Here is a 20,500-nt window from a genome sequence, read left to right as displayed (position 1 = left end):
ACGCTTTGACTGTTTGGTGATGATGGCGGAGGGGACCCACGCGTTCCCATCTCGAACACGACCGTTAAGCCCTCCAGCGTCGATGGTACTTGAACCGCAGGGTTCTGGGAGAGTAGAACGTTGCCAAGCAGTTTTCCCTGATAGCTCAGTTGGTAGAGCACTCGACTGTTAATCGAGTTGTCACAGGTTCGAGTCCTGTTCGGGGAGCCATTTTTTATAACATACCAGGCTTTTCATGGAGAGGTGTCCGAGCTGGCCGAAGGAGCACGATTGGAAATCGTGTAGGCGTCACAAGCGTCTCGAGGGTTCGAATCCCTCTCTCTCCGCCACATATATACTTTTACATAAGAAAAGCCTGTTGACGAGGCCCGTTGGTCAAGTGGTTAAGACACCTCCCTTTCACGGAGGTAACAGGGGTTCGAGTCCCCTACGGGTCACCAATAATCCTCACAAAGTGACGTAAAACTGACGAAGCTTAATCCGAGAACTTTGCGTGGGCGCAAAACATTATCCCATGGAGGCTTAGCTCAGCTGGGAGAGCATCTGCCTTACAAGCAGAGGGTCGGCGGTTCGATCCCGTCAGCCTCCATCATGATTCCTAAAGCAAGATTTGCTTTGCTTGGATTTCATAACATATGCTTATTGACGCGGGGTGGAGCAGCCCGGTAGCTCGTCGGGCTCATAACCCGAAGGCCGCAGGTTCAAATCCTGCCCCCGCAACCAACCTCTTATAAAAGGAGAGACTTTTGATACTCATCAAAAGATCCCTATAAAAGGTGTTTTACTTAGTGTGGAGCTGTGGTGTAGTGGCCCAACATGCCTGCCTGTCACGCAGGAGACCGCGGGTTCGAATCCCGTCAGCTCCGCCATTTTTTTATTTATGCACATGAGTCATTAGCTCAGTTGGTAGAGCACCTGACTTTTAATCAGGGTGTCGTAGGTTCGAATCCTACATGACTCACCAAATATTTGGATCTTTGGTCGCAGATCGTGGATCAAAGCCCACTCCTATTAGCGGTCATGGCGGAATTGGCAGACGCGCACGGTTCAGGTCCGTGTGGGCTAACCCCCCGTGGAGGTTCGAGTCCTCTTGACCGCATCATCGCAAAAAGAGTTTTCTTTCATCCTTTTTACAAGGACAAAAGAAAACTCTTTTTTTATAAAACTTTACAGTTGACATTGATTATTATTATCACTAATATCAGATGTAGCGGTAGATGTGAGTGGCGGGGAGAGATCGAACATGAAAACGATTAAATACTGCTGTAGAAATGAGAAATTCGGATCCAAACAAATATATAAGTCCTTGAAAAATGAATATCCAGACCTGAAGCAAAAAAAGAAAGATTGCTTAGGTAATTGCAAGCATTGTAAAAAAGAATGCATCGCCATGATTGGGAAAAAAGAACTGTTATGTGCAGCTTCGCCTGATTTACTATATGCTCAGATCAAACAAATTATTGCTGAATCTCGGGCTGAGAGCGTGATGGTATGAATATATACCTTTTAAAATTGTTACTTCCATTTGTATTTGTATGCGGTGTTCTGGTAATCTTGTATGTATGGGGAATACGCAAAAGATAACAATACAAAAGGGGTGTGTGCACCGATGTTAAACGATACACTAACGGAATCGCTCAATGAGCAGATGAACTATGAGTTTTACTCCGCGCATTTCTATTTGGCTATTGCTGGTTATTGCGCAGCGGAAAGCTTAGATGGCTTCTCGAACTTTTTTATTGTACAAGCTGAAGAAGAGAAATTCCATGCGATGAAAATTTTTAAATTCATAAATGATCGTGGAAAAAAAGTCAACTTTGCCGGTATGGATACGCCTGTGAATGTGTACGAATCAATCCTAGATGCTTTTGAACATGCATACCTACATGAACAAGAAGTAACAAAACGCATATATCGTTTGTCTGATCTAGCTCTAAACGACAGAGAGCATGCGACCATGCAGTTTTTGAAATGGTTCATTGATGAGCAGGTAGAGGAAGAAGCAATGTTTGACAGCATTATTAATAAGTTGAAACGCATTGATAAAGACAGTAATGCCTTCTATATGTTGGATGCTGAATTTGCTCAGCGTTCTTTCACGCCTCCGGCCGCGGTATAATTACATACGAATTTCATGAGACGAAAACTTACCTGTTTCGCGATATGTTGCGAGGGGTAAGTTTTTTTATGCCTATAAACGCTTAAACTTATTCAAAACCCTATTACACAGCACAAACGAAGCCGCAGCTTTTGTTTTCGAGCCTACTTGGGTTATGTGACGTAAGCGGAGCGACTTTGGTCTACTAGATCTAAATGGAGTCGCCCTCACAAATGCGACTGAAGCGCTCCACACGCTTTCGTATAGTATTAAGGGCTGTCTATAGGAAAGAAGAGAAATACCTCACTGTTGCCAAGCTGGAAGGCTTGTGGTGGGGGAAAGAACCCTTTGGAGGAATAGAGAGAAGAGTATATCGTTCCTTCGGAAGGTGGAGTCTTCGAAAATGAAGACGATTTTTGCTATTCTGTGCAGTCGACAGAAGTGGTGACGGGGTGATTTTTGCGGTAAAATAGAAAATGTCGAGACAACGCAGGGAGGGGCGGCAGATGCGGATATGTAAAATCCTTGGCATTGGAAAAGCTATAGGCATACTTGTGATCTTGATTGGTTTTATGTATCCTGTTGCTGCAGTCCAAGCCTCTTGGTTGGATCGGGTTAAAGACATTTATCAACTCCCAGAGAATGTACAGCAAATTCAGAAGGACTATGAGGCAACAAAACAGCAATTAGAAGAACAGAAGGACAAGCTTTCGGAAACGATACGGCATTCGCAAGAAACAGAAGAACGACTCCTCGGGCAAAACGAAATACTTAAAAAAGAAAATGAGCAATTACAAGAACGCTTGAAGGCAATGGAGCAGGTGGCGCTCAATAAAGAGAAGCGAAATCGGAAAATAACCTATATGGTTGTGACCGCTGCTTTGCTGATTGTGTTTTATTTTGTATTTGGACGTGTGTTTCGCTTTATCGTATGGCGGAGACAGAAGCGACAAATGAAGTAGATGATGTGTAGTTTGTGGGGAGGTCGGCATGCAATGGAGGTAAGCTTCGAGAAAGCAAGCTCACATGCAAGGATGGCCACATTGCGCATAGAACAGGACGAGTCCGTTCATGTGCTGCATCCGAACCAAATCGTAGCCTTTCAAGGGAAGTCTGAGCAGAGAGAAGATTCTTTAATGAAGCTGCCCAGTATGTATAGGAAGAAGCGTTTGATCCAGTCACGTGTACATGGTCCAGCCAACTTGATGCTTGGGCTGCCTGAAGGATATAGCATGGCTGTTGTGCCTATCGGTCCTGACGATGATCTTTTGTATGAGTTCCGACATGTTTTATTTTACACGGAGGGTGTCAGCTTCACTTCTCATTTGCAAAATGTTAAAAATACATTGATCACGCAAGATCTCGTGAAAATGCAGTTCAAAGGACCTGGCACATTAGGACTTCTGACCACAGGACCCATTTATCAAACGGCTTTGGATGCGAAGCAGCCCCTATATGTCGATATTAGCTGCCTTGTTGCTTATCCGCGGAATGCTCAGTTACGGTTGTGTGTTTACGGCAATACGCTGGCCAGCCAGCATATGAATTACCACTGGGAAATGACAGGGCTAGGGAATGTACTGATGCAGCCCTGTAAGCCGGATCGTAAATTAGATGAGCATATGAAAAGTGATAGCTTGTTGCGTCGAATTGCCAAAGAAGTGCTGCCGTTCGGTGGTATTTTCATAAAATGAGAATAGGTAATAAAAAACATTTGCATTTGTCCTGAAATCCTGATATATTATTCCTTGTCGCCTCGGAGAAACATCATCCAAGTGACAAGCAATTAACATGATGCGGAAGTGGCTCAGCGGTAGAGCATCGCCTTGCCAAGGCGAGGGTCGCGGGTTCGATCCCCGTCTTCCGCTCCAAATTAAGTTTAGGCTTACGAAGCTATAAATGCTTCGCATTTATCTAAGCGCCCTTAGCTCAGCTGGATAGAGTATTTGACTACGAATCAAAAGGTCGGGAGTTCGAATCTCTCAGGGCGCGCCATTTTTCATCACTAAAACGCTTCGGGACGTAGCTCAGCTTGGTAGAGCACCTGCTTTGGGAGCAGGGGGTCGCATGTTCAAATCGTGTCGTCCCGACCATCAATTTAATAAGACGCGGGCGTAGTTTAATGGTAGAACTTCAGCCTTCCAAGCTGATCGCGCGGGTTCGATTCCCGCCGCCCGCTTAACGCGCTTAAAAGAAAAAAGATCACCTTCGGGTGATCTTTTTTTCTTTTTGAACGGGTAAGGGAAAAGATAACGACAGCTCAGCTCGTTTGTTTTACTCTTGATCCTTATTTTTGGTATCGATAATGGAGCAGCTTCCCGGATAGCCATCATTTTGAATCATTTCATCCAAATGCGCACGCATCACTTCATCTCCCGGTATATCGGCAACAAGCTTAGCGGCAGGCTGTCGGAATTCAACGTGCCCCTTCGGTTTATTATTTGTCATATATTCACCCCGATTTTTTCGGATTCATTTTACCACTTTATTATTTCGTAAATAGCTCAAGCAATATTCCCTATTCTTTGCTAAGGGTTATTAATCATTTTTTTCAATGATTACCGAAAATCCTTGATCTGGTTCAAATATTAGTTCAACTGAAAGCTGATTCGGATTGAAATTATGATATTTCTCTAAGTAAATAGCTGATCCGTCAATAAGATCCTGTTCGGTAAGATGATAAACTTCCCTGCTGTTTTGCAAGGCGACTACTGCTGTAATTCCGTTCCCATTCTCATGCTGGATTTCTGCTTGAAGCTGATGAATCATTTGGTTATATCGATCAGCAGCAAATATACAGGCCGAATCGATTAGATCTTGCTCATTGAATATTATTTTCATTGTTTTCTCCTGAGACTTTTGAAAAATTTATAACCTAAATATATAATAACGATCCAAAACAATATCCCAAGTATCGAGACTCCCCCCATGCCATAACCTTGTCCTAATCCACTAAAAGGGTTTAAAAAGTGCCCAATCAGAGTTCCTGCCGCTAATCCGCCAAAGAAACCTCCAAAACGGTTTGTTGGTTGATAGGGCTGCTGGTATTGCGGATTCCGTGTCACATTCGAAGAAGGGGATCGCGGACCGGTCGTATAGCCGCCGCCTTTGGTGCCTCCAGAAAATGATCCAGATGGTGACCTGTAGCTTCCTCTACCGGAAGAATAGGATTCAACTTGTGGCGAACTTTGTTCTTGAATGGATGAATCTTCTTCAATAGCGGCATTTGCTTTACTCAATACGCTTTTCATCTGAAAGCATACTAAGAAGATAAATAAGATGAGCAGAGTTTTTTTCATACATATCCTCCAAGGATAAACATACATAGTACTATTTTGTTTAAAAGCAATTGCTTTATTCGTTAAATAACGAACCATTTTTTTCTTGTTAAAACGGCCTTTCCCTAAAAGGAAACGGTCGTTTTCCTTTCTATGGAAACACTTACCATTGCGAAAAGGTTGTAACTACGAATTGAATTATGCTAGTCTAAAATAGACAAAAAATGCCGAATCTCGGAGCAGCGATAGCTCCGGTACGGGGGACTTCTTTACTTGGGGTGAATGAATGCTCAGCTACTTTAGTTAACTGAGCGAGCTAGGGAAAACCTCTTCCCGAACCCGTCAACTAACCTCGGAGGCTTCAAGGAGGCAAAGCTTTGAAATCTTTTTCTAAACGTCTTATTTGTTCATGCGCATTAATATGCGCAGCAGTACCCTTGTTCACAGCACCCGCTGTTCACGCATCACCCGCTGATCATCCTGTAAAAGTGCAGGTCAATGATGAGCTGCTGAAGTTTCCGGAAGTGCAGCCTTACATTGATGACAAAGGCATCATGCAAGTGCCGCTGCGTGTGCTATCGGAGAAGCTAGGCTATCAAGTAAGCTGGACGAAGCAAGCAGACGAAATCGTGGTCACGCTGGTGAATAAGCAGCAGTCGATCTTATTGATCACGGATCAGCAGCAAGCGATTGTGAACAGCAAGAAGATCAGTATGGAAAGCAGCCCAACCATCAATCAAGGTAATACTTACGTTCCGCTGCGTTTCATAACCGAAACCTTCGGTTCCCCGATTGAGTGGAACGAGGCTAACCAGATTGCGATTGTGGATGTGGATGGGAAATCGCACAAGCCAGCTTGGATCGCTCCCCCGCCAGCACCCAAAGTCGCCGCCCCGGTACTTCCGTCCATGACGGAACAAATTGTTCAAACGGCAAATGCCTACATGGGAGTGCCTTATGCTTGGGGAGGTACGACACCGAGAGGGTTCGATTGCTCGGGTTTTGTGCGCTACGTCTTTCAAGCCAAAGGCATTGATTTGCCCCGCACATCGGCTGAGATGCATAGTGAAGTAGGAACCTCCGTGAAAGATTTGAAAGTCGGGGATTTGGTTTTCTTCGCTGCAAAAACCGTTAATCACGTGGGCATTTATCTCGGCAATGATCAATTTATTTCTGCTACTTCTTCTAGAGGCGTGGCTGTGGAGAGTCTTTCCAGCTCTTATTGGAGCGCAAGGTATGTAGGAGCTAAAAGAGTTCTGTAACAAAGGTATCGACGAACACCTGTTTTCTATGTATCTTTCGAAAGAAAGCATAGAAGACAGGTGTTTCTTTTTTTTGCGCGAAATTTTGCGATTTTTATCGAAATTTTATGGCTTTTAGCCTATAATGAAGAAATGTTTGGAAGAAAGAAAGAGCAGGTGACACGAACGCATGCAATTAAGTGTCTGGAAAAGCTGGTTTCATAAAAGAAGACATTCGGATAGAGCAGATAGCATGTATACCGTGGATAAGGGTCCTGCCATACCAGAAGAGATACGTGAAGTCATTCATCAATTTTTCCGCACGTATAACCATTTCAAAGGGGCACGAAGCCTGCAAACAGATACGTTTATTAAAGAAGTATTTTACGCAACGAAGCAAGATCCGAAAGATCAAATAACGATAGAAGAGATGGAATCCTACATCCAACATAAAAATGTGCTCCGCTTGCGATTGAAATCCTATGAAATCGATGAGTTTCTTAGGTTAGGCGAGAAGGTTTGCATGATTGGTGTGACGAGGGAATTCAGTAATAATCAGAGAAATCGTGTACTTTATTTTATTATAAAAGAAGACCAGTCTTGGCGGTTTCATCATATCGCGAGGTCTCACCACGGGACAGTTCTTGATAAATTTCAAGTGAAGGAGCAGACAGGCTTCGTAATAGGTAATGAAAAAGCCACTCTCCTGTTTCTGACGCACTCTGGGTCTGCCGATGCATCCACCTTTGTATTGGGTGATTATGTGCATGTGGAAGGTTACCTGGAAGTGGAGCAAGAGGTGAGCAGCCAACTGTATTATCGTATTGTTCGCATGAATCGTGTTCATTAGAAAGTGAGAGATGCTCGGTAAAGCTGTGGATCCCACTGTATGTGTCCACCCAAGGACTCGATGATGGCCCGAAGTGGCATATAGATATGACCGTCTATGATCGTAGGAGCTTTCGGAAGTACAACCGACTTTCCATTCCATATCATAACGGAATGATCAGGTTGAAGCTGAAATTGGTTGGAACCATGCTGGACGGTTAATGTACGAGATGTACCGTTCCATTCAAACTTGGCTCCGATTCTTTCCAGAATGCCGCGAAAAGGCACCATACTTGTCTCCTGCAATAAATAGCTTGCAGCTGAGAGTGTACCCATAACAAGCTGATGTGAAGCGTCTAACCCAATAAAGCTGCGGATGTTCGCACCCGTTGTGATTTTGGGATCGGTAAATCCATCTCGCTTAACATCTAAATCTACAACGCCATTGGTGAGTAAATGCGGGCCTGCGCCAATCGCAGCATCCACCGTTGGAAGCAGGGAGCTAGCTCCTGAATCTTGATTTTGGAGAGATGATGTAAGCTTTACCGTATCGCCAATATGGATATTTGGCAGTACATAGGTCTTATTGTTGGAACTATTTCCGATTAAAAATAATTGTCCATCTTCAGGAATATTGACCCTCTCCGTTGTAATAGCAGTGACTTTGCCCTCACGGAGGACAACTTTGGTTGAGTTAGGAAAGTCGATCGTCGGCCCAAAATCGCGGGTGTACCAGACGACTTGATCATTCACCGAATCTCCGTAATATTTGTTCACACCCCAAGCTGTGAATGTGTAGGCTTTGCTCTGATGAGTAACGCTTATTTGGTGTTCGGTTTGGATCCGCTGCAAGCTGGCGGTTTTGTCGGCGTAAACGAGAAAGGCAGGGTTAATGCCCGAGTGCATGATTTTGCCGGAGCCAATGAGTAGACCATTCGGGTAACGTTGGGTATCATCTTTTTCATAAGCGTCAAAAAAAGTTCCATTGATCCCGGCAATCGCATGATTTCTCGTTAACATGGAAGTGAATGACTCGTCGTGACCAATGCCGCCCTATGCGGTTACGGGCTTAACGCGTAAATAGGGGTCGGTGAGATCAACGGTGACCCACTGGGCGGTAAAGGATTTGCCGTTATCGGTAATCGTCCGGCTCTGTGTTTGAACAGTACATTGAGCAGAAGTAGAAGCAGGGATAATAACGGCTGCCGAGAGCAGACAGCTTAGCATCGCGATGTGAGTAAAAGTACGGAAACGCCTAAGACGCATAAAAGCTACATCCTTTCTGAACTTATTTCTTTTTTAATTCGCGCAGGGAGTAGAACGTTCCTCTCCAATAGATGCCACCTTGTTTCCAAGTTAGCCAAACCGAGCGGGCGATAGTGTAGAGGAGTAAGGAAGCGCTGATCGGAAGCAGGTAGGCTTCATCACCGCGTTTGCTCATGAGACGGGACATTAGCTTGCGGTATAGCCAAATTTGTAATAAGACAACGACTGCATAAATGGCTCCTCGCCAATCCCATAGGAAAGCAAGGCCAAGCCAAGGGGTGATAAAAAATACGAGTTGTCCTAGGCAAGCGAGTAAAGCAATGGCATAGCTGTAGCGAAAGCCGGAAAAAAGGTTTTTCTCCAATCCAACGATCGCTTCCTTGAGGGAGCGGTACCATTCAACTTGAAGGATGTGTTTGCCGGACAAAACCTTTTGTCGGAATCCAGCCCGTTTGAGGAAAATGCCTAATTGTAGGTCATCATCAGGTCTTAGTGCGATCGCTTTGTGCGTTCCTATCGCTTCATAAGCGCTGCGGCTGACCATGTTGAAAGCTCCAATTCCGATTCCTTGTCCACGGGCATTATCGTCATTAGCTCGCCAAGGTCGAACGAATAAGGAAAACGAGAAGAGGAAGAAATGAACGAACCCTTGGAGTAGAGCGCCTCGTACGATCATGTTCGGGGTCAACGTGAGATGCTGGACGTCATGTTCCTTCATATAAGTAACAGCATCGGATATCGTTCCTGGTGCAAAAATGATATCCGCATCTGTAAAAAGTAAATACTGGCCTCTCGCTTGCTGATACCCTTGGTAGAGGGCATGGTTTTTGCCTAACCAGCCTTCTGGAAGATGGGTGATATGAATGATTTGCAGGGGTGTGTGAATATCTGTTTTGTGCTGTGACCACTTACGCAGCTCTTCAAGCCGGACGCCGGTTGCGTCCTGGGAGCGGTCATTAACGGCGATGATCTCGAGGCGCGGGTAATTTTGCGAGAGAAGATGTTGGACCGTTTCTAAGATGGTACGCTCCTCTTCTTTGGCTGCTATAATGACCGAAACGAGTGGAGGCTTGTCCGGGAGCTTCGTGGATTTGGGCAGTGTATGTAGCAAATGTATGCCTTTATGCACATCGAAAGTGATATAAAGCCAGTAGAGGAGGGTCAGGATAGCGATAATACCTATGGTGGACATGGTGTACCTCCTTATGAAAGAATAGAAGTTGACCGCATTATATCATTCATCAGGAGTGAGGGGAAATTTTGCTGAATGCGTGTAAGGGAGGAAATGATGGGGGAAGAACGGATTGAACCGCGGGAGCAGTATTGGAAAAAGATGAATGGCGAGCGCTTGGCCTTATTTCTTAAAGGTATTGAGAAAAAGCTGGAAATGAAGCCGAATAGGGTGGCTTTCGTATGTATAGGGACAGATCGATCAACAGGTGATTCACTCGGCCCGCTTGTGGGAAGCAGACTTGTGGAACTGGGGTATCCGAATGTGATTGGGACGCTGGAAGCGCCATGTGATGCTAGTAACTTGGCGGTACGTTTGCATGAAATTCCACAAGGATGTATAGTCATTGCGATCGATGCTTGTTTGGGACAAAAGCTGTCTGTGGGGATGTACCAAGTATCTAATCAGCCTTTGGCTCCGGGGAAATCTGTAGGGAAAGTGCTGCCCCAAGTTGGAGATTATACGATCGCAGCTATTGTAAATGCAGATGGGCCTAGACAGTATAATGTCCTTCAAACGACATCGCTTTTTAGCGTATTGAAGATGGCAGATGAAGTGACGAAAGCTATTAGGTATGCGTTTCCCATATCATAGACAACTTAGGATAGAACGGAGAGATGAGTGATGGGACCAGGTGGCATGGGGCGACTATCCGATAGGAATCGGCCTAAAGCGATGCTGAAGGATGTTTCGGTGAAAAGGATTTGGCGGCTGTTCCGGGGGTATTGGGGACAGCTGCTGGTAATAATAGGTTTGGCGCTGCTTGCAGCTGTTATTGGCTTAATCCCTCCTTTGGTGATGAAAGAAATTATTGATAAAGCGATCCCGCAGGGCGGTATGAAACTTCTGGCAGAGATGGCGATGTTGATGCTTCTACTTCCTATATTGAGCGGAGTGCTTGGGGTATGGCAAAATCACCTCAATACGAAAGTAACCCAGGGGGTTATTCGGGATTTGGGACAGTCGCTGTTTCATAATTTGCAGCGGCAATCCATGTCCTTCTTTACAGATGCTCGGTCGGGCGAAATTGTTCAGCGGATCACGGGAGACGTGCAGGCCGTGCAGAGTGTAGTGACCTCGCTGGTTGTGTCCACGATAACACAGATCGTTATTGTTGTTTCGACGATTGGCATTTTGTTTGCACTTGATTGGAAGCTGGCTATTATCTCTGTGCTTATTCTTCCGCTGTTTATCCTGCCTGTGAAAAAAGTATCCAAGCTTCGAAAAGAGCTGCGTTTGCAAACGCAAAAGGTGCGCTCGGATATAACTTCGCAGCTGAGTGAAAACTTCGGGATTTCTGGTGCTCTGTTGACGCGTATATTCGGTAGAGAGAGGCAGCAGGAGATCGAGTTCACTGCGATGAACCAGAAGGTGATGGATCTGGAGCTGCGGCTGAATCTCGCCGGCCGCTGGTTCGGGATGGCGACGAGTACGCTGGGGCCGCTAGGCACAGCGATTATTTATTTGTATGGCGGCTTCTCCGTCATATCCGGAAGCATGACGCTGGGCTCGATCGTCGCCTTCGCGGCGTATCTGGGCCGGTTATACATGCCTGTAGGTACACTGCTGAACCTGCAAGTGGAGGTGGGCACTGCGCTGGGCGTGTTCCAGCGCATCTTCGAATACCAGGACATGGTACCAGATGTCCTGGATCATTCGGATGCGCGACCACTGGGGGCGGTCGCGGGTCGAGTGACTTATAAGCAGGTTTCCTTTGCTTATAGGCCTGGGCAGTATGCGCTGCAGGACGTGACGTTTGACGCGCAGCCGGGTGAAATGGTCGCGCTCGTCGGACCTAGCGGCGCGGGGAAATCGACGCTGATCGGGATGATCGCGCGGCTTTATGACCCGACGGAAGGAATCGTCGAGGTCGATGGCGTGAACGTCCGCGACGTTCAACTAGCTTCGCTGCGCGCGCAAATCGCGTACGTGACGCAGGAGTCGTTTCTGTTCCACGCGACGATTGGCGAAAACCTGCGCTTCGCGCGGGAGGACGCTACGCGTGAGGAGATGGAGGCCGCATGCCGGCAGGCCTACATCCACGACTTTATCATGTCGCTCCCCGAAGGGTACGACACGATGGTTGGAGAGCGCGGCCACCGGCTCTCCGGCGGCGAGCGCCAACGGATCGCGATTGCTCGCGCGATCCTAAAGCGCCCGCGCATCCTCATCCTCGATGAGGCGACCTCGCACTTGGACTCGGAATCCGAGTCCTATGTGCAGGCGGCGCTCGAGGAGCTGATGCAAGGGCGCACGACGCTCGTGATCGCGCACCGGCTCTCCACGGTGCTGGCCGCCGATCACATTCTGGTGATCGAAGCGGGCGGCGTCGTTGAGCGGGGCACGCACCGCGAGCTGCTCGCACTTGATGGGCTGTACGCGCGGCTGTACAGCACACAATTTGCCAAAGCCGCCGAGGCGTAGGCGGAACGCGGCGTTTTCTAAGTGGGTAAAGACGGACTTCCTGGATTGATGTTGCGTCATAGCCTTTTCAATTTGATGGTAATGACCGAGGATATGCAGCCCGCTCTCTTATGAGAGCGGGCTGCATTATTTTGCCTATTACTTGACGATATCCACGTTTGCCTGAGGATTTGAGCCTTCACTTGTATTGTCCGCAGTCAAAGCAGCTGTATCCAATTTGGCCTCTTCGCGAAGTAAGTAGCCGAAAAATAAAATATAGTAAGACACGATGATAAAGAAGACACCTGCTGTCACGGGGTCTTTCGTAAATTGGGTTGGATCTGCCGGATTCATGTTAGCTGGGTCGGCTGAAAGGGTGATAAAGGCCAATCTGTAAACAATTCGGCTAAGAAACAGCACGAGGACAGCAATTTCGATCCACAAGTGGGTGCGATAGTACCAGCCGTCCGCTCGATGCTCGAAGCGGGTGTGGCGAATCGCGGTGAGTCCGAGACCGATACCAGCCGCTAGGCCGATGATATAACCAATAAAGTGGATGGGATGAACAAAGCCCAGCAGGAAGATGATGAGTCCAAGGATACTGAAGAGGGTAAGACGGAACTTGAGTCGGCCTCGGGAAAGCTTTTGAAAACCAATGGTACGCTTTGTTCGCCGATAAATAAAGAAGCCAATGAATAGAAAAGGTATGGCATAATGTAACCAAATTTGCAAAGGAGTTCCTCCAATCGGACTGTAGCTTTTTCTTATTGTAACAAATTTTGGAGCTTGTCATGATAAATGTTATTCCATTTACAAAAAACTGTCATACACTTAATAGTAGCGCTATAAACTTACTATTACACACAAAATGTGCCGCAAGGAGTTGACTGGCAAATGGCTCTAATTACTCATGTTAATGTATGTAATGCAGACAATGAAATTTACTGCTGTCTTCGTAATAAAATTGTGAAGCTTGATGCACAGCAGAAGGAGCAATTCTGTCAAGGCTGTAAAATGTTTGCTTGTGATGCGGATGGTTATGAACGTGGCGTAACCTGTATATGGGAAGATCTGCGGCTCGTTAACAATCCACATATCGCTGTAGATCCGCTTGAGGAATTTACCAATAATCAAATAAAAGAAGTGCCGCCCGAGGGGCCGGCCTTATTTCTATTTACAACCGAATGGTAAAACACATCCTTTTTGATTTTGACGGGACACTGGTCGATTCTAGAGCATTACTTGTAAAGCTTTATAATGAATTGGCTGCGCAGTATCAATTTCGCAGGATTCGTGATCAGGACCTTGCACTTCTACGTTCACTTTCAATCTCTGAAAGGGTAAATCGGCTGGGTGTCCCGGTTCTACAAATTCCACAGCTCATCATCGCCGGAAGACAGCTGTATCAAGAAAATATTCGTATGCTCCATGTGGTGCCGGGGATGAAAGAGGTCATTGCCAGAATGTCCGCTCAAGGAGTGAGAAGCTCTATTCTCTCCTCCAATTCTGAAGAGAACATTCGTCTGTTCCTTAAAAACAACAAGCTGGACGACGCGTTCAAGGAGATCATTTCGGCCAAACATATATTCGGTAAACATCATTCTATTCGCAAAGTCATGAAACAATGGGGGACTTCCCCCTCACGGATGATTTATGTCGGCGATGAATTAAGGGATATAGAGGCATGTAGGAAATTAGGCGTTCCTATCGTTGCTGTTACATGGGGCTACGACTCTCCGCGCCTACTGCTCAGTGGAAATCCTGATTACCTAGTAAACTCTCCGGGAGAACTGTTGAAAACGCTTATGACCCTAATCTGATAGCTGGTACAAATGCAGTCCATAAAGCTGCCGCAGACAGGATCTGAGGTAGTTATTTGTGTTTCATTTTTTCATGACATTCGCAACATTCGCAGTTTACTGCTCTCATCATGTAAAATAGGTATATTAAAGTGGTATTTACGTAGGAGGAGTGTCATGTTATTTTATCTCATTATCGTTATGGTGACAGCCGTTGATCAAATTTCGAAGTATTGGATACGGTCTATACTGAAGGTTGGCGAATCCATGCCGTTCTATAAAGACATTATTTCGTTTACGTATTATCAAAATAGTGGTGCAGCAGGCAGTACGCTACAAGGATGGGCTCGTTATTTAGGCATTCTTGCTGTTTTGATTGTTATTGGTATTTTATATTATTGGAAAAAAGGACGCATCCAAGGAATCTTCAAGCAGTGTGGAGCCGCTTTTTTCGTGGGTGGGGCTATTGGTAACGGGATTGAACGATTGTTATTTGGCAAAGTAACCGATTTTATCGTGTTTCGCTCTGGCAATGGGGTGATGAATTTGGCAGACTTAGCTATTAATTTGGGTGTGGTATTTTTTGTGCTGGATATGTTTTTCTCGTATAGGCATAACTTATTACGAAAAAAAATAGTTCACTAAAAGTAGGTATATTTAACTATTCGTCTAGATCGAAAGTACCATTTGTGATATCCTTCAATTAGTCGGTTTTAGACTGAGTTGACGTTAGATTGGGGGATGAAAGTATGAGGGCGGATAAACAGTTACTAATCGATGAATTTTTTGTGATGATTCGTAAATTGAATCGTACGGGTGCTGATATTATGCATGTGAGGGAATTTTTCTGGAAATCTTCCGAAAATCGTGCCTTTATTCCTCCAACGGTTGAATTTATGACGGTCCTTAAAACCTACAATGCCGTCTTGTTTCATGAATTTCGGAAATCACTTGTACCCAATACAAGTATGCATATACTAGCGAATGTCCATATGGAAGCTGGAGAAGCGCTGATAAGTCTGGGAATAACAACGTTGGAACAGCTGCAACTAGCGGTAAAGGGTAAAGTGAATGTGCATGCAATAGAAGGATAAACCAAGCGATGGCGAAAGTCACCGCTTGGTTTTTTTGTAGAAAGTGAGTTTACTCGTCCTTCTTCTGCTGCAGCGCAGCTAGTAATTTGTCAGCGAGAGAGTTCCCTAGTTGGGATTGATCGGAAAACTTCTCGATCAGCTGTCGGTTTGCTTTCGCTGAGGCGCGTCGGCCGCCGCCGGTGGACTCGTTGTCTACTTTTTCAACCACGTTGCAAGGACGGCATTGAAAATACTTACCGGATTTGCCGGTGTGGATCTCCATCTTTTTATGACACTGGGGGCAACGGTGGTTGGTTAGCTGTCCGTCTGCTTCGCGCTTATAGGAGCACTCCCGGCTGGAACAGACGAGGTAACGGCCGCGTTTTCCCTTTACTTCCTGAAGGTATTCCCCGCAATCCGGACATTTGCTGCCTGTTAAGTTATGCGGTTTATAGGCTGCAGAGCTTTTCTTAACCTCATCGACCAGCTCCGCAGTTTTTTTGCGAATACCACTTAGAAAATGCTCCATGCTTCCTTTGCCTTTGGATATACGTTCAAGCTCCAGCTCCCAGCGGGCCGTTAGTTCAGGAGAGCGAAGCTCCTCTGAAGCGAGCTCGATGAGCTGAGTGCCTTTACCTGTCGGAACGAGTAAGGAGCCCTGACGTTCAATAGTGTCGGAAGACACAAGCTTCTCAATAATGTCAGCGCGTGTAGCAGGCGTGCCGAGGCCCCATTTTTCCATTTGAGAAAGCAAGGAGGCCTCGTTGTATCTGGCAGGCGGTTTCGTCTGGCGGCTTAATTGACGGGCGTTACGGACGGTTACGGCGTCTTTTTCGGCAGCTTGGGGCAGCAATTGAGCCGAGTCGTCATCAGACTCGGTTTCTTCCCGATCTGGATCAGTGAAATCAGTGGCTCCGTACACGTCTTTCCAACCGGCTTGTTTAACCACTTTACCCGATGCATACAGCTTCTCTCCAGCTATTTCCACAGTCAGCTTGGTTTCATCATAGCGGCAAGGACCGCAGAATAAGGCTAGGAATCTCCGTAAAATGAGATCATAGAGACGGCGTTCGTCAGCGCTTAAGGTGGCGAGCGAAATGGCTTCACCGGTTGGAATAATTGCATGGTGGTCGCTTACCTTGGTATCGTCGACTATGCGTTTCGTAATCGTTAACGGTTTGCGTATAAAAGGAGCCGCTAGCGCTGCATAAGGGCCAATAGCTGCGCCCTTGAGCCTGCCAAGCAGGGTCGGCACCATGTCCGAGGTCAAGTAACGTGAATCGGTACGCGGATAGGTGACCAACTTGTACTGCTCATACAATCTTTGCAGCACATTCGAAGTCTGTTTGGCTGAGAAACCAAATTTGCGGTTGGCATCGCGCTGCAATTCGGTTAGATCATAAGCAAGCGGATGCGGAATCTGCTTCTCCGTTTTTTGCACGTGCAGGATTTTGCCGCTCTGGCCCTGCAGCTTCGCTTTTAAGGCATCTGCGCGCTCGCGGTCAAAAATGCGCGTATCGCCTGTTTTGGGGTCTCGCCACACCGCGCGGAAAGAGCCCAGATCGGCCTCGATCAACCAATAGTCGACGGACCGGAAATCCCGGATTTCCGCCTCGCGGTTGATCATCATAGCCAGCGTGGGCGTCTGCACACGCCCAGCAGACAAGGACGCGCCGAACTTGCTCGTCAGCGCGCGGGTCACATTCAGGCCGATCAACCAATCGGCCTCGGAACGGCAGACGGCTGCTTGATACAGCCGGTTGTAGTCTGTGCCCGGCTTCAGCTGTGCGAAGCCTTCGCGAATCGCCTGATCCGTCTGCGACGAGATCCAAAGCCGTTTGAACGGCTTCTTCCAGCGGATCAGCTCCATAATCCAGCGCGCGACGAGCTCGCCTTCGCGCCCCGCATCCGTCGCAATGACCAGCTCTGCAAGGTCACCCCGGCGGCTGAGCTGTTCGATCGCACGGTACTGCTGCGATGTTTCCTTCATCACCTTAAGCTTCATGCGCTCAGGGATGATGGGGAGATCTTCCAGGTTCCAGGTTTTGTACTTGGGATCGTAATCATCGGGCTCTGCAAGGGTGACGAGATGGCCGAGCGCCCAAGTAACGACATATTTGGCACCTTCATAATGGTGTTTTTGCTTTTGGTTACAGCCGAGGACACGGGCAATTTCTTTGGCGACACTCGGTTTTTCGGTAAGTACAAGAATTTTCATATGAAAACAACCTCATTTCTAATTACAAATTAGCATAAGCGAAACAAGCCCTATTTTCAAATATAAACACGCACTTTATCGTGTGAAATCCGGTGGACGAAACAGAGTAGAACTAGATCGATGATTTCAAATTGATCTAGTTTTTTGTGTACAATTTGATGGTCAGAAATTTGAGGGTTTAGTGTATAATAGTCAGGTAGTATATGAATTACCAACATTTAGGGGGTTCTCCATGCAAAACGTACCATTAAGACCAATGGGTATTGGAAGAATATTAGATCGCAGCTTCCAATTGTATCGCAGGCATTTCGTGAAATTAACATTGATTATGCTGATTTTATTCGGTCCATTTTATTTACTGCAGCATTTGCTTACGTATCAAGAGACGGCAAGTACATCGGCATCTATTCTTGATCAGATTCGCAACGGTGGATCCTTGCAGGATATGTTTGGACCTGGTTCTTTCCTACAAAAGAATACTGCAATGCAAGCAGGAGACATATGGAAAACCCTCCTTTTAGTGTTGGTTCTAGTTCCCATCATGATTCTTGGTCTCATGCCAGCCTCGGCAGCTTCCGTCGTTCATCTTGTTAAAGCCAGCCTCTTTGGCGAAGAAATACCTGGAGTCGGGCAGCTATTGAAGAAATCGTTCCGTCGATTTTGGCCGTTAGCGGGAAGTACGTTCTTGGATGCACTCATTATGTTTGGATTATATATAGGTCTTGCTATTGTTATTGTTATTTTTGCTATCGTTTTCGCAATAGGAGGAAGCTTCTCAAGTGCGATAGGAGGTTTGGGTGGAGGTGCGATGGCACTAACCATTATTTTTTTCGTCATTCTTGGTCTAGGTGCAATCTTCACCTTTACTTATTTTTTCATTCGTTGGTGCTATTATTTGCCTTTTGTTGCACTGGGAGAAGAGTCCATTGGTCTAGGACGCAGTTGGAAATTAACCCGACGCAGCTTCTGGCGTTTATTTTGGATGTATGTTGTGCTGACTCTCATTTTGTATCTTTTTCTCTTCGTTATTCAACTAATTATTGCTGCTGTCTTTGGTTTAGGATTATGGGCTCAGTTGTTACAAAGCTTAATTTCAATCTTAGTTTTGTCCCTATGGTTTTTGCCGTATGCGGTTAGCTTTTTCGATCTGAAGGTGCGTAATGAAGGATTGGGACTTGAATCGTTGATAGAAAGTACGATACCGATTGATTTGGATAAAAAGAATGATTAATGCTGCTTTAGCGACTTCCTTGCAAGAGGATAAAGAGAAATTACAACAAATTTTAAAGCAAGATGAATACACCGCTTATGCTGTCAAAGAGAATGGCTCCTTCTGGGCATGGTTGGAGCCAGCATTTCGCAAAATACGGAGCTGGCTCCCCGATTTTCAAGTATCCGAGTCGGTAACAGACTGGCTTACCATCGGTGTTGTCATCTCGCTTCTTGGGATTGCGGCATTTGCGATCTATTGGTTCTTGAAGCAAATTATTTGGCAAAAGCGCATCCGTTCTGAGGCTTACTTGCCGATAGGAGAAATTAGCCGTTCTTACCGTTTTTATTGGCAGCAAGCAGCGGAACTTAGAGGGGCAGGTGACTGGAGAGAGGGTGTGCGTTCCGTCTTTCTGTCTCTTCTGTTCTTTTTGGAAGCGCAGCGTATGATTCGTGTGGAAAAATGGAAGACGAACTGGGAGTATGCGGCGGAGCTCGAAGGTACAGCTTCTTTGCTAGTCCCATTGTTTCAGGATAGCTCGCTGCTCTTTGAGCGTATTTGGTATGGCAAGGAAGTTGTGACGGAAGAACAGTTTACATGGATGTATGAACAAGTTGCCCGTGTTATCGGCAGGGAGGGGGGCTATGCACATGAAAGGGCTGAATAAGCTGCATGTGGGACTAGCACTCAGTATCCTGCTGTTTCTCGGGTTAGGCTACTGGCTGGTAAAGCCGAAGCTCCCTGACCAACCTCCAAATCTGTCCTTCTCGGCGGATGTAGACGGTACGAAAGCTTGGAAAGAGCTGTTGAGTACGAAACAGCATGCAATAAAGGAATGGCGGTTAGGTTGGAAGTATTTGCCTAATGGAGAAAAGATGCTGCTTGTTGCCATACAGCCGTTGGGTGTGACGAAGGCAGATCGAGAGCAGCTGCTGAGCTGGGTCCGGAAGGGAAATGATGTTGTACTGTTTGATCGCAATCCCGAAGGGTGGGAGCCTTGGGGGACTGTGTTTGTGGGTGGCGGGGAAGAGAAGAATGGTGCTGGGGAGAGAGCGATAGACGGTACGGAAGTTGTCTCGACCATAAGGGTCTTGTCGGACTTTACACCAACTGAGGGCTTGTTGACGGGTAAGGTGGATACTCCCTACCGGATTAAGCCCGGTGGAAGCGGGCGGGCGCTGTTCGAAGATGAACGCGGCGTGCTCGCCAGCCGCACCCAGGAAGGATTGGGCAGCATCACCGTGGTGCTGACCCCGAACTGGATGCAGAATGGGAGGATTGATCAAGCGTCCCATTTTGAATTGATCTGGCCACTGTTCGCGAAGTCCTGGGACGCCGTGTGGGTCGATGAGACTCATCACGGCTTCGGGACGAAGCCCGGACTGTTGGCCGTCTACCCCGCGTGGCTCGTGCTCGCCAGCGTACAGCTTGGTCTCGCGCTGCTGTTGTGGCTCTGGCTGCGCGGCAAGCGCTTTGGCCCCGTCCACACGCCGCGGGCGTGGACGGTTCGCCGCGGCGACGAGGGCGTGCACGCCGTCGCCGCTTGGTACGAGCGCCTCAGCTACCAGCGCGAGGCGCTTGCCCACCAGCAGCTGTTCCTGCGGCAGCTGCTGCATCAGCGCTGGGGGCTCAGCCCCAGCGCAAGTGCTTTGCAGGCCGCTGAAGCTGCGCGCGGCCGCATGTCTGAGGCGCAGGCGGCGCAGCTCGCGCGCCTGCTGGAGGAGCCGCCGGCAGCTAGCGGCGGCATTGCGAAGCCCCGCGCTGCGAAGCAGCGGGGCGTAAGCACCAAAGCGTTCGTGCAGCGAACGCGGGAGATGGGCGAAATGATCGCCTACTTGGAGAAGGAGTGAGCGTA

At 47.1% G+C, this 20,500-nt stretch carries 23 protein-coding genes, 12 tRNA genes, 1 rRNA gene and 1 riboswitch; of the genes, 28 read left to right on the top strand and 8 right to left on the bottom strand.

Features of this window, described 5'->3' with window-relative positions:
- Positions 1-12: 12 nt before the first annotated feature.
- The 17 genes from rrf to BLT91_RS25670 all read left to right on the top strand — a co-directional run bounded on the left by rrf (position 13) and on the right by BLT91_RS25670 (position 4,277).
- Positions 13-129 (top strand): 5S ribosomal RNA (gene rrf, locus BLT91_RS25750).
- Between the two features lie 5 nt (positions 130-134).
- Positions 135-210: transfer RNA gene (locus tag BLT91_RS25745), tRNA-Asn, on the top strand.
- Positions 211-237: 27 nt separating this feature from the next.
- Positions 238-329 (top strand) — tRNA-Ser (locus BLT91_RS25740).
- A 36-nt stretch (positions 330-365) separates the two neighbouring features.
- Positions 366-440 (top strand) — tRNA-Glu (locus tag BLT91_RS25735).
- Positions 441-516: 76 nt separating this feature from the next.
- Positions 517-589, top strand: a tRNA-Val gene (locus BLT91_RS25730).
- Between the two features lie 57 nt (positions 590-646).
- Positions 647-723, top strand: a tRNA-Met gene (locus BLT91_RS25725).
- A 69-nt stretch (positions 724-792) separates the two neighbouring features.
- A tRNA-Asp gene (locus tag BLT91_RS25720) sits at positions 793-869 on the top strand.
- A gap of 19 nt (positions 870-888) precedes the next feature.
- Positions 889-964: transfer RNA gene (locus BLT91_RS25715), tRNA-Lys, on the top strand.
- Between the two features lie 50 nt (positions 965-1,014).
- Positions 1,015-1,099, top strand: a tRNA-Leu gene (locus tag BLT91_RS25710).
- Between the two features lie 144 nt (positions 1,100-1,243).
- Positions 1,244-1,495, top strand: a complete 252-nt coding sequence (locus tag BLT91_RS25705; RefSeq protein ID WP_057307931.1) for a DUF1450 domain-containing protein — start codon at positions 1,244-1,246, stop codon at positions 1,493-1,495.
- Between the two features lie 114 nt (positions 1,496-1,609).
- The gene (locus BLT91_RS25700; protein WP_090826539.1) at positions 1,610-2,119 is read left to right on the top strand and encodes a ferritin; all 510 of its coding nucleotides are present in this window, start codon (positions 1,610-1,612) and stop codon (positions 2,117-2,119) included.
- A 485-nt stretch (positions 2,120-2,604) separates the two neighbouring features.
- Entirely contained in the window at positions 2,605-3,060 is a 456-nt protein-coding gene (locus BLT91_RS25695) for a hypothetical protein (protein ID WP_090826537.1), read from the top strand.
- 33 nt (positions 3,061-3,093) lie between these two features.
- Positions 3,094-3,792, top strand: a complete 699-nt coding sequence (locus tag BLT91_RS25690) for an AIM24 family protein (RefSeq protein WP_090826535.1) — start codon at positions 3,094-3,096, stop codon at positions 3,790-3,792.
- Positions 3,793-3,894: 102 nt separating this feature from the next.
- Positions 3,895-3,969: transfer RNA gene (locus tag BLT91_RS25685), tRNA-Gly, on the top strand.
- A gap of 47 nt (positions 3,970-4,016) precedes the next feature.
- Positions 4,017-4,093 (top strand) — tRNA-Arg (locus BLT91_RS25680).
- A 21-nt stretch (positions 4,094-4,114) separates the two neighbouring features.
- Positions 4,115-4,191, top strand: a tRNA-Pro gene (locus BLT91_RS25675).
- A gap of 15 nt (positions 4,192-4,206) precedes the next feature.
- A tRNA-Gly gene (locus tag BLT91_RS25670) sits at positions 4,207-4,277 on the top strand.
- Positions 4,278-4,372: 95 nt separating this feature from the next.
- Here the strand turns inward: BLT91_RS25670 and BLT91_RS32020 are convergent.
- From BLT91_RS32020 to BLT91_RS25660, 3 genes are all read right to left on the bottom strand, one after another.
- Complete coding sequence (locus BLT91_RS32020) at positions 4,373-4,546, bottom strand: hypothetical protein (protein ID WP_175532530.1); 174 nt, start codon at positions 4,544-4,546, stop codon at positions 4,373-4,375.
- A gap of 90 nt (positions 4,547-4,636) precedes the next feature.
- Positions 4,637-4,939 (bottom strand): DUF2653 family protein, encoded by a 303-nt coding sequence (locus tag BLT91_RS25665; RefSeq protein WP_090826533.1) that lies wholly within the window; start codon positions 4,937-4,939, stop codon positions 4,637-4,639.
- Entirely contained in the window at positions 4,936-5,475 is a 540-nt protein-coding gene (locus BLT91_RS25660; RefSeq protein ID WP_175532529.1) for a hypothetical protein, read from the bottom strand. The genes BLT91_RS25665 and BLT91_RS25660 overlap by 4 nt, the downstream gene beginning before the upstream one ends.
- Before the next feature lie 116 nt (positions 5,476-5,591).
- A riboswitch (cyclic di-AMP (ydaO/yuaA leader) is annotated at positions 5,592-5,752 on the top strand.
- A gap of 1 nt (position 5,753) precedes the next feature.
- On the opposite strand from BLT91_RS25660, the gene BLT91_RS25655 reads away from it, so the two are divergent.
- Positions 5,754-6,638, top strand: a complete 885-nt coding sequence (locus BLT91_RS25655; protein WP_254777143.1) for a C40 family peptidase — start codon at positions 5,754-5,756, stop codon at positions 6,636-6,638.
- 169 nt (positions 6,639-6,807) lie between these two features.
- Entirely contained in the window at positions 6,808-7,467 is a 660-nt protein-coding gene (locus BLT91_RS25650) for a hypothetical protein (RefSeq protein ID WP_090826530.1), read from the top strand.
- Here the strand turns inward: BLT91_RS25650 and BLT91_RS25645 are convergent.
- The 3 genes from BLT91_RS25645 to BLT91_RS25640 are packed head-to-tail and all read right to left on the bottom strand — an operon-like array spanning position 7,464 to position 9,903.
- A complete protein-coding gene (locus BLT91_RS25645; protein ID WP_090826528.1) occupies positions 7,464-8,465 on the bottom strand; it encodes a copper amine oxidase N-terminal domain-containing protein in 1,002 nt (333 codons plus the stop codon). The genes BLT91_RS25650 and BLT91_RS25645 overlap by 4 nt on opposite strands.
- Before the next feature lie 33 nt (positions 8,466-8,498).
- The gene (locus BLT91_RS30970) at positions 8,499-8,711 is read right to left on the bottom strand and encodes a hypothetical protein (protein WP_141225083.1); all 213 of its coding nucleotides are present in this window, start codon (positions 8,709-8,711) and stop codon (positions 8,499-8,501) included.
- A 22-nt stretch (positions 8,712-8,733) separates the two neighbouring features.
- The gene (locus BLT91_RS25640; protein WP_090826526.1) at positions 8,734-9,903 is read right to left on the bottom strand and encodes a glycosyltransferase family 2 protein; all 1,170 of its coding nucleotides are present in this window, start codon (positions 9,901-9,903) and stop codon (positions 8,734-8,736) included.
- 75 nt (positions 9,904-9,978) lie between these two features.
- Here BLT91_RS25640 and yyaC point away from each other — a divergent pair, with 75 nt between their 5' ends.
- The gene (gene yyaC / locus BLT91_RS25635; RefSeq protein ID WP_254777142.1) at positions 9,979-10,536 is read left to right on the top strand and encodes a spore protease YyaC; all 558 of its coding nucleotides are present in this window, start codon (positions 9,979-9,981) and stop codon (positions 10,534-10,536) included.
- Positions 10,537-10,617: 81 nt separating this feature from the next.
- On the top strand, positions 10,618-12,366 hold the full coding sequence (locus BLT91_RS25630; protein ID WP_254777141.1) for an ABC transporter ATP-binding protein: 1,749 nt from the start codon (positions 10,618-10,620) through the stop codon (positions 12,364-12,366).
- A gap of 138 nt (positions 12,367-12,504) precedes the next feature.
- Here the strand turns inward: BLT91_RS25630 and BLT91_RS25625 are convergent, their stop codons facing one another.
- Positions 12,505-13,077 (bottom strand): CcdC protein domain-containing protein, encoded by a 573-nt coding sequence (locus BLT91_RS25625; protein ID WP_090826520.1) that lies wholly within the window; start codon positions 13,075-13,077, stop codon positions 12,505-12,507.
- Between the two features lie 162 nt (positions 13,078-13,239).
- Between BLT91_RS25625 and BLT91_RS25620 the strand changes: the two genes are divergently transcribed.
- From BLT91_RS25620 to BLT91_RS25605, 4 genes are all read left to right on the top strand, one after another.
- Positions 13,240-13,536 carry a hypothetical protein gene (locus BLT91_RS25620; RefSeq protein ID WP_090826518.1) on the top strand — a complete coding sequence of 99 codons (297 nt, stop codon included), beginning with the start codon at positions 13,240-13,242 and terminating at the stop codon, positions 13,534-13,536.
- Positions 13,530-14,165 carry an HAD-IA family hydrolase gene (locus tag BLT91_RS25615; RefSeq protein ID WP_090826517.1) on the top strand — a complete coding sequence of 212 codons (636 nt, stop codon included), beginning with the start codon at positions 13,530-13,532 and terminating at the stop codon, positions 14,163-14,165. Before BLT91_RS25620 ends, BLT91_RS25615 begins: the two co-directional genes overlap by 7 nt.
- Positions 14,166-14,321: 156 nt before the next feature.
- Positions 14,322-14,789: a signal peptidase II gene (gene lspA / locus BLT91_RS25610; RefSeq protein ID WP_090826515.1), complete on the top strand. Its 468-nt coding sequence runs from the start codon at positions 14,322-14,324 to the stop codon at positions 14,787-14,789.
- Positions 14,790-14,893: 104 nt separating this feature from the next.
- Positions 14,894-15,238 (top strand): hypothetical protein, encoded by a 345-nt coding sequence (locus BLT91_RS25605; protein WP_090826513.1) that lies wholly within the window; start codon positions 14,894-14,896, stop codon positions 15,236-15,238.
- A gap of 49 nt (positions 15,239-15,287) precedes the next feature.
- On the opposite strand, the gene BLT91_RS25600 is transcribed toward BLT91_RS25605, so the two are convergent.
- Positions 15,288-17,435, bottom strand: coding sequence for a DNA topoisomerase III (locus BLT91_RS25600; RefSeq protein ID WP_090826511.1), 2,148 nt, complete (start codon positions 17,433-17,435; stop codon positions 15,288-15,290).
- Positions 17,436-17,667: 232 nt separating this feature from the next.
- On the opposite strand from BLT91_RS25600, the gene BLT91_RS25595 reads away from it, so the two are divergent.
- Genes BLT91_RS25595 through BLT91_RS25585 form a run of 3 tightly spaced genes read left to right on the top strand, consistent with a single transcriptional unit; the run spans position 17,668 to position 20,495 of the window.
- A complete protein-coding gene (locus BLT91_RS25595) occupies positions 17,668-18,666 on the top strand; it encodes a hypothetical protein (protein ID WP_090826509.1) in 999 nt (332 codons plus the stop codon).
- The gene (locus BLT91_RS25590) at positions 18,641-19,312 is read left to right on the top strand and encodes a DUF4129 domain-containing protein (RefSeq protein WP_175532528.1); all 672 of its coding nucleotides are present in this window, start codon (positions 18,641-18,643) and stop codon (positions 19,310-19,312) included. The genes BLT91_RS25595 and BLT91_RS25590 overlap by 26 nt, the downstream gene beginning before the upstream one ends.
- Positions 19,296-20,495 (top strand): DUF4350 domain-containing protein, encoded by a 1,200-nt coding sequence (locus BLT91_RS25585; protein WP_090826505.1) that lies wholly within the window; start codon positions 19,296-19,298, stop codon positions 20,493-20,495. The genes BLT91_RS25590 and BLT91_RS25585 overlap by 17 nt, the downstream gene beginning before the upstream one ends.
- Positions 20,496-20,500: the final 5 nt, after the last annotated feature.

It is taken from the genome of Paenibacillus sp. yr247 (assembly GCF_900103825.1).
Taxonomy (GTDB): Bacteria; Bacillota; Bacilli; order Paenibacillales; family NBRC-103111; genus Paenibacillus_E.
This window is presented reverse-complemented; position numbering and strand designations above follow the sequence as displayed.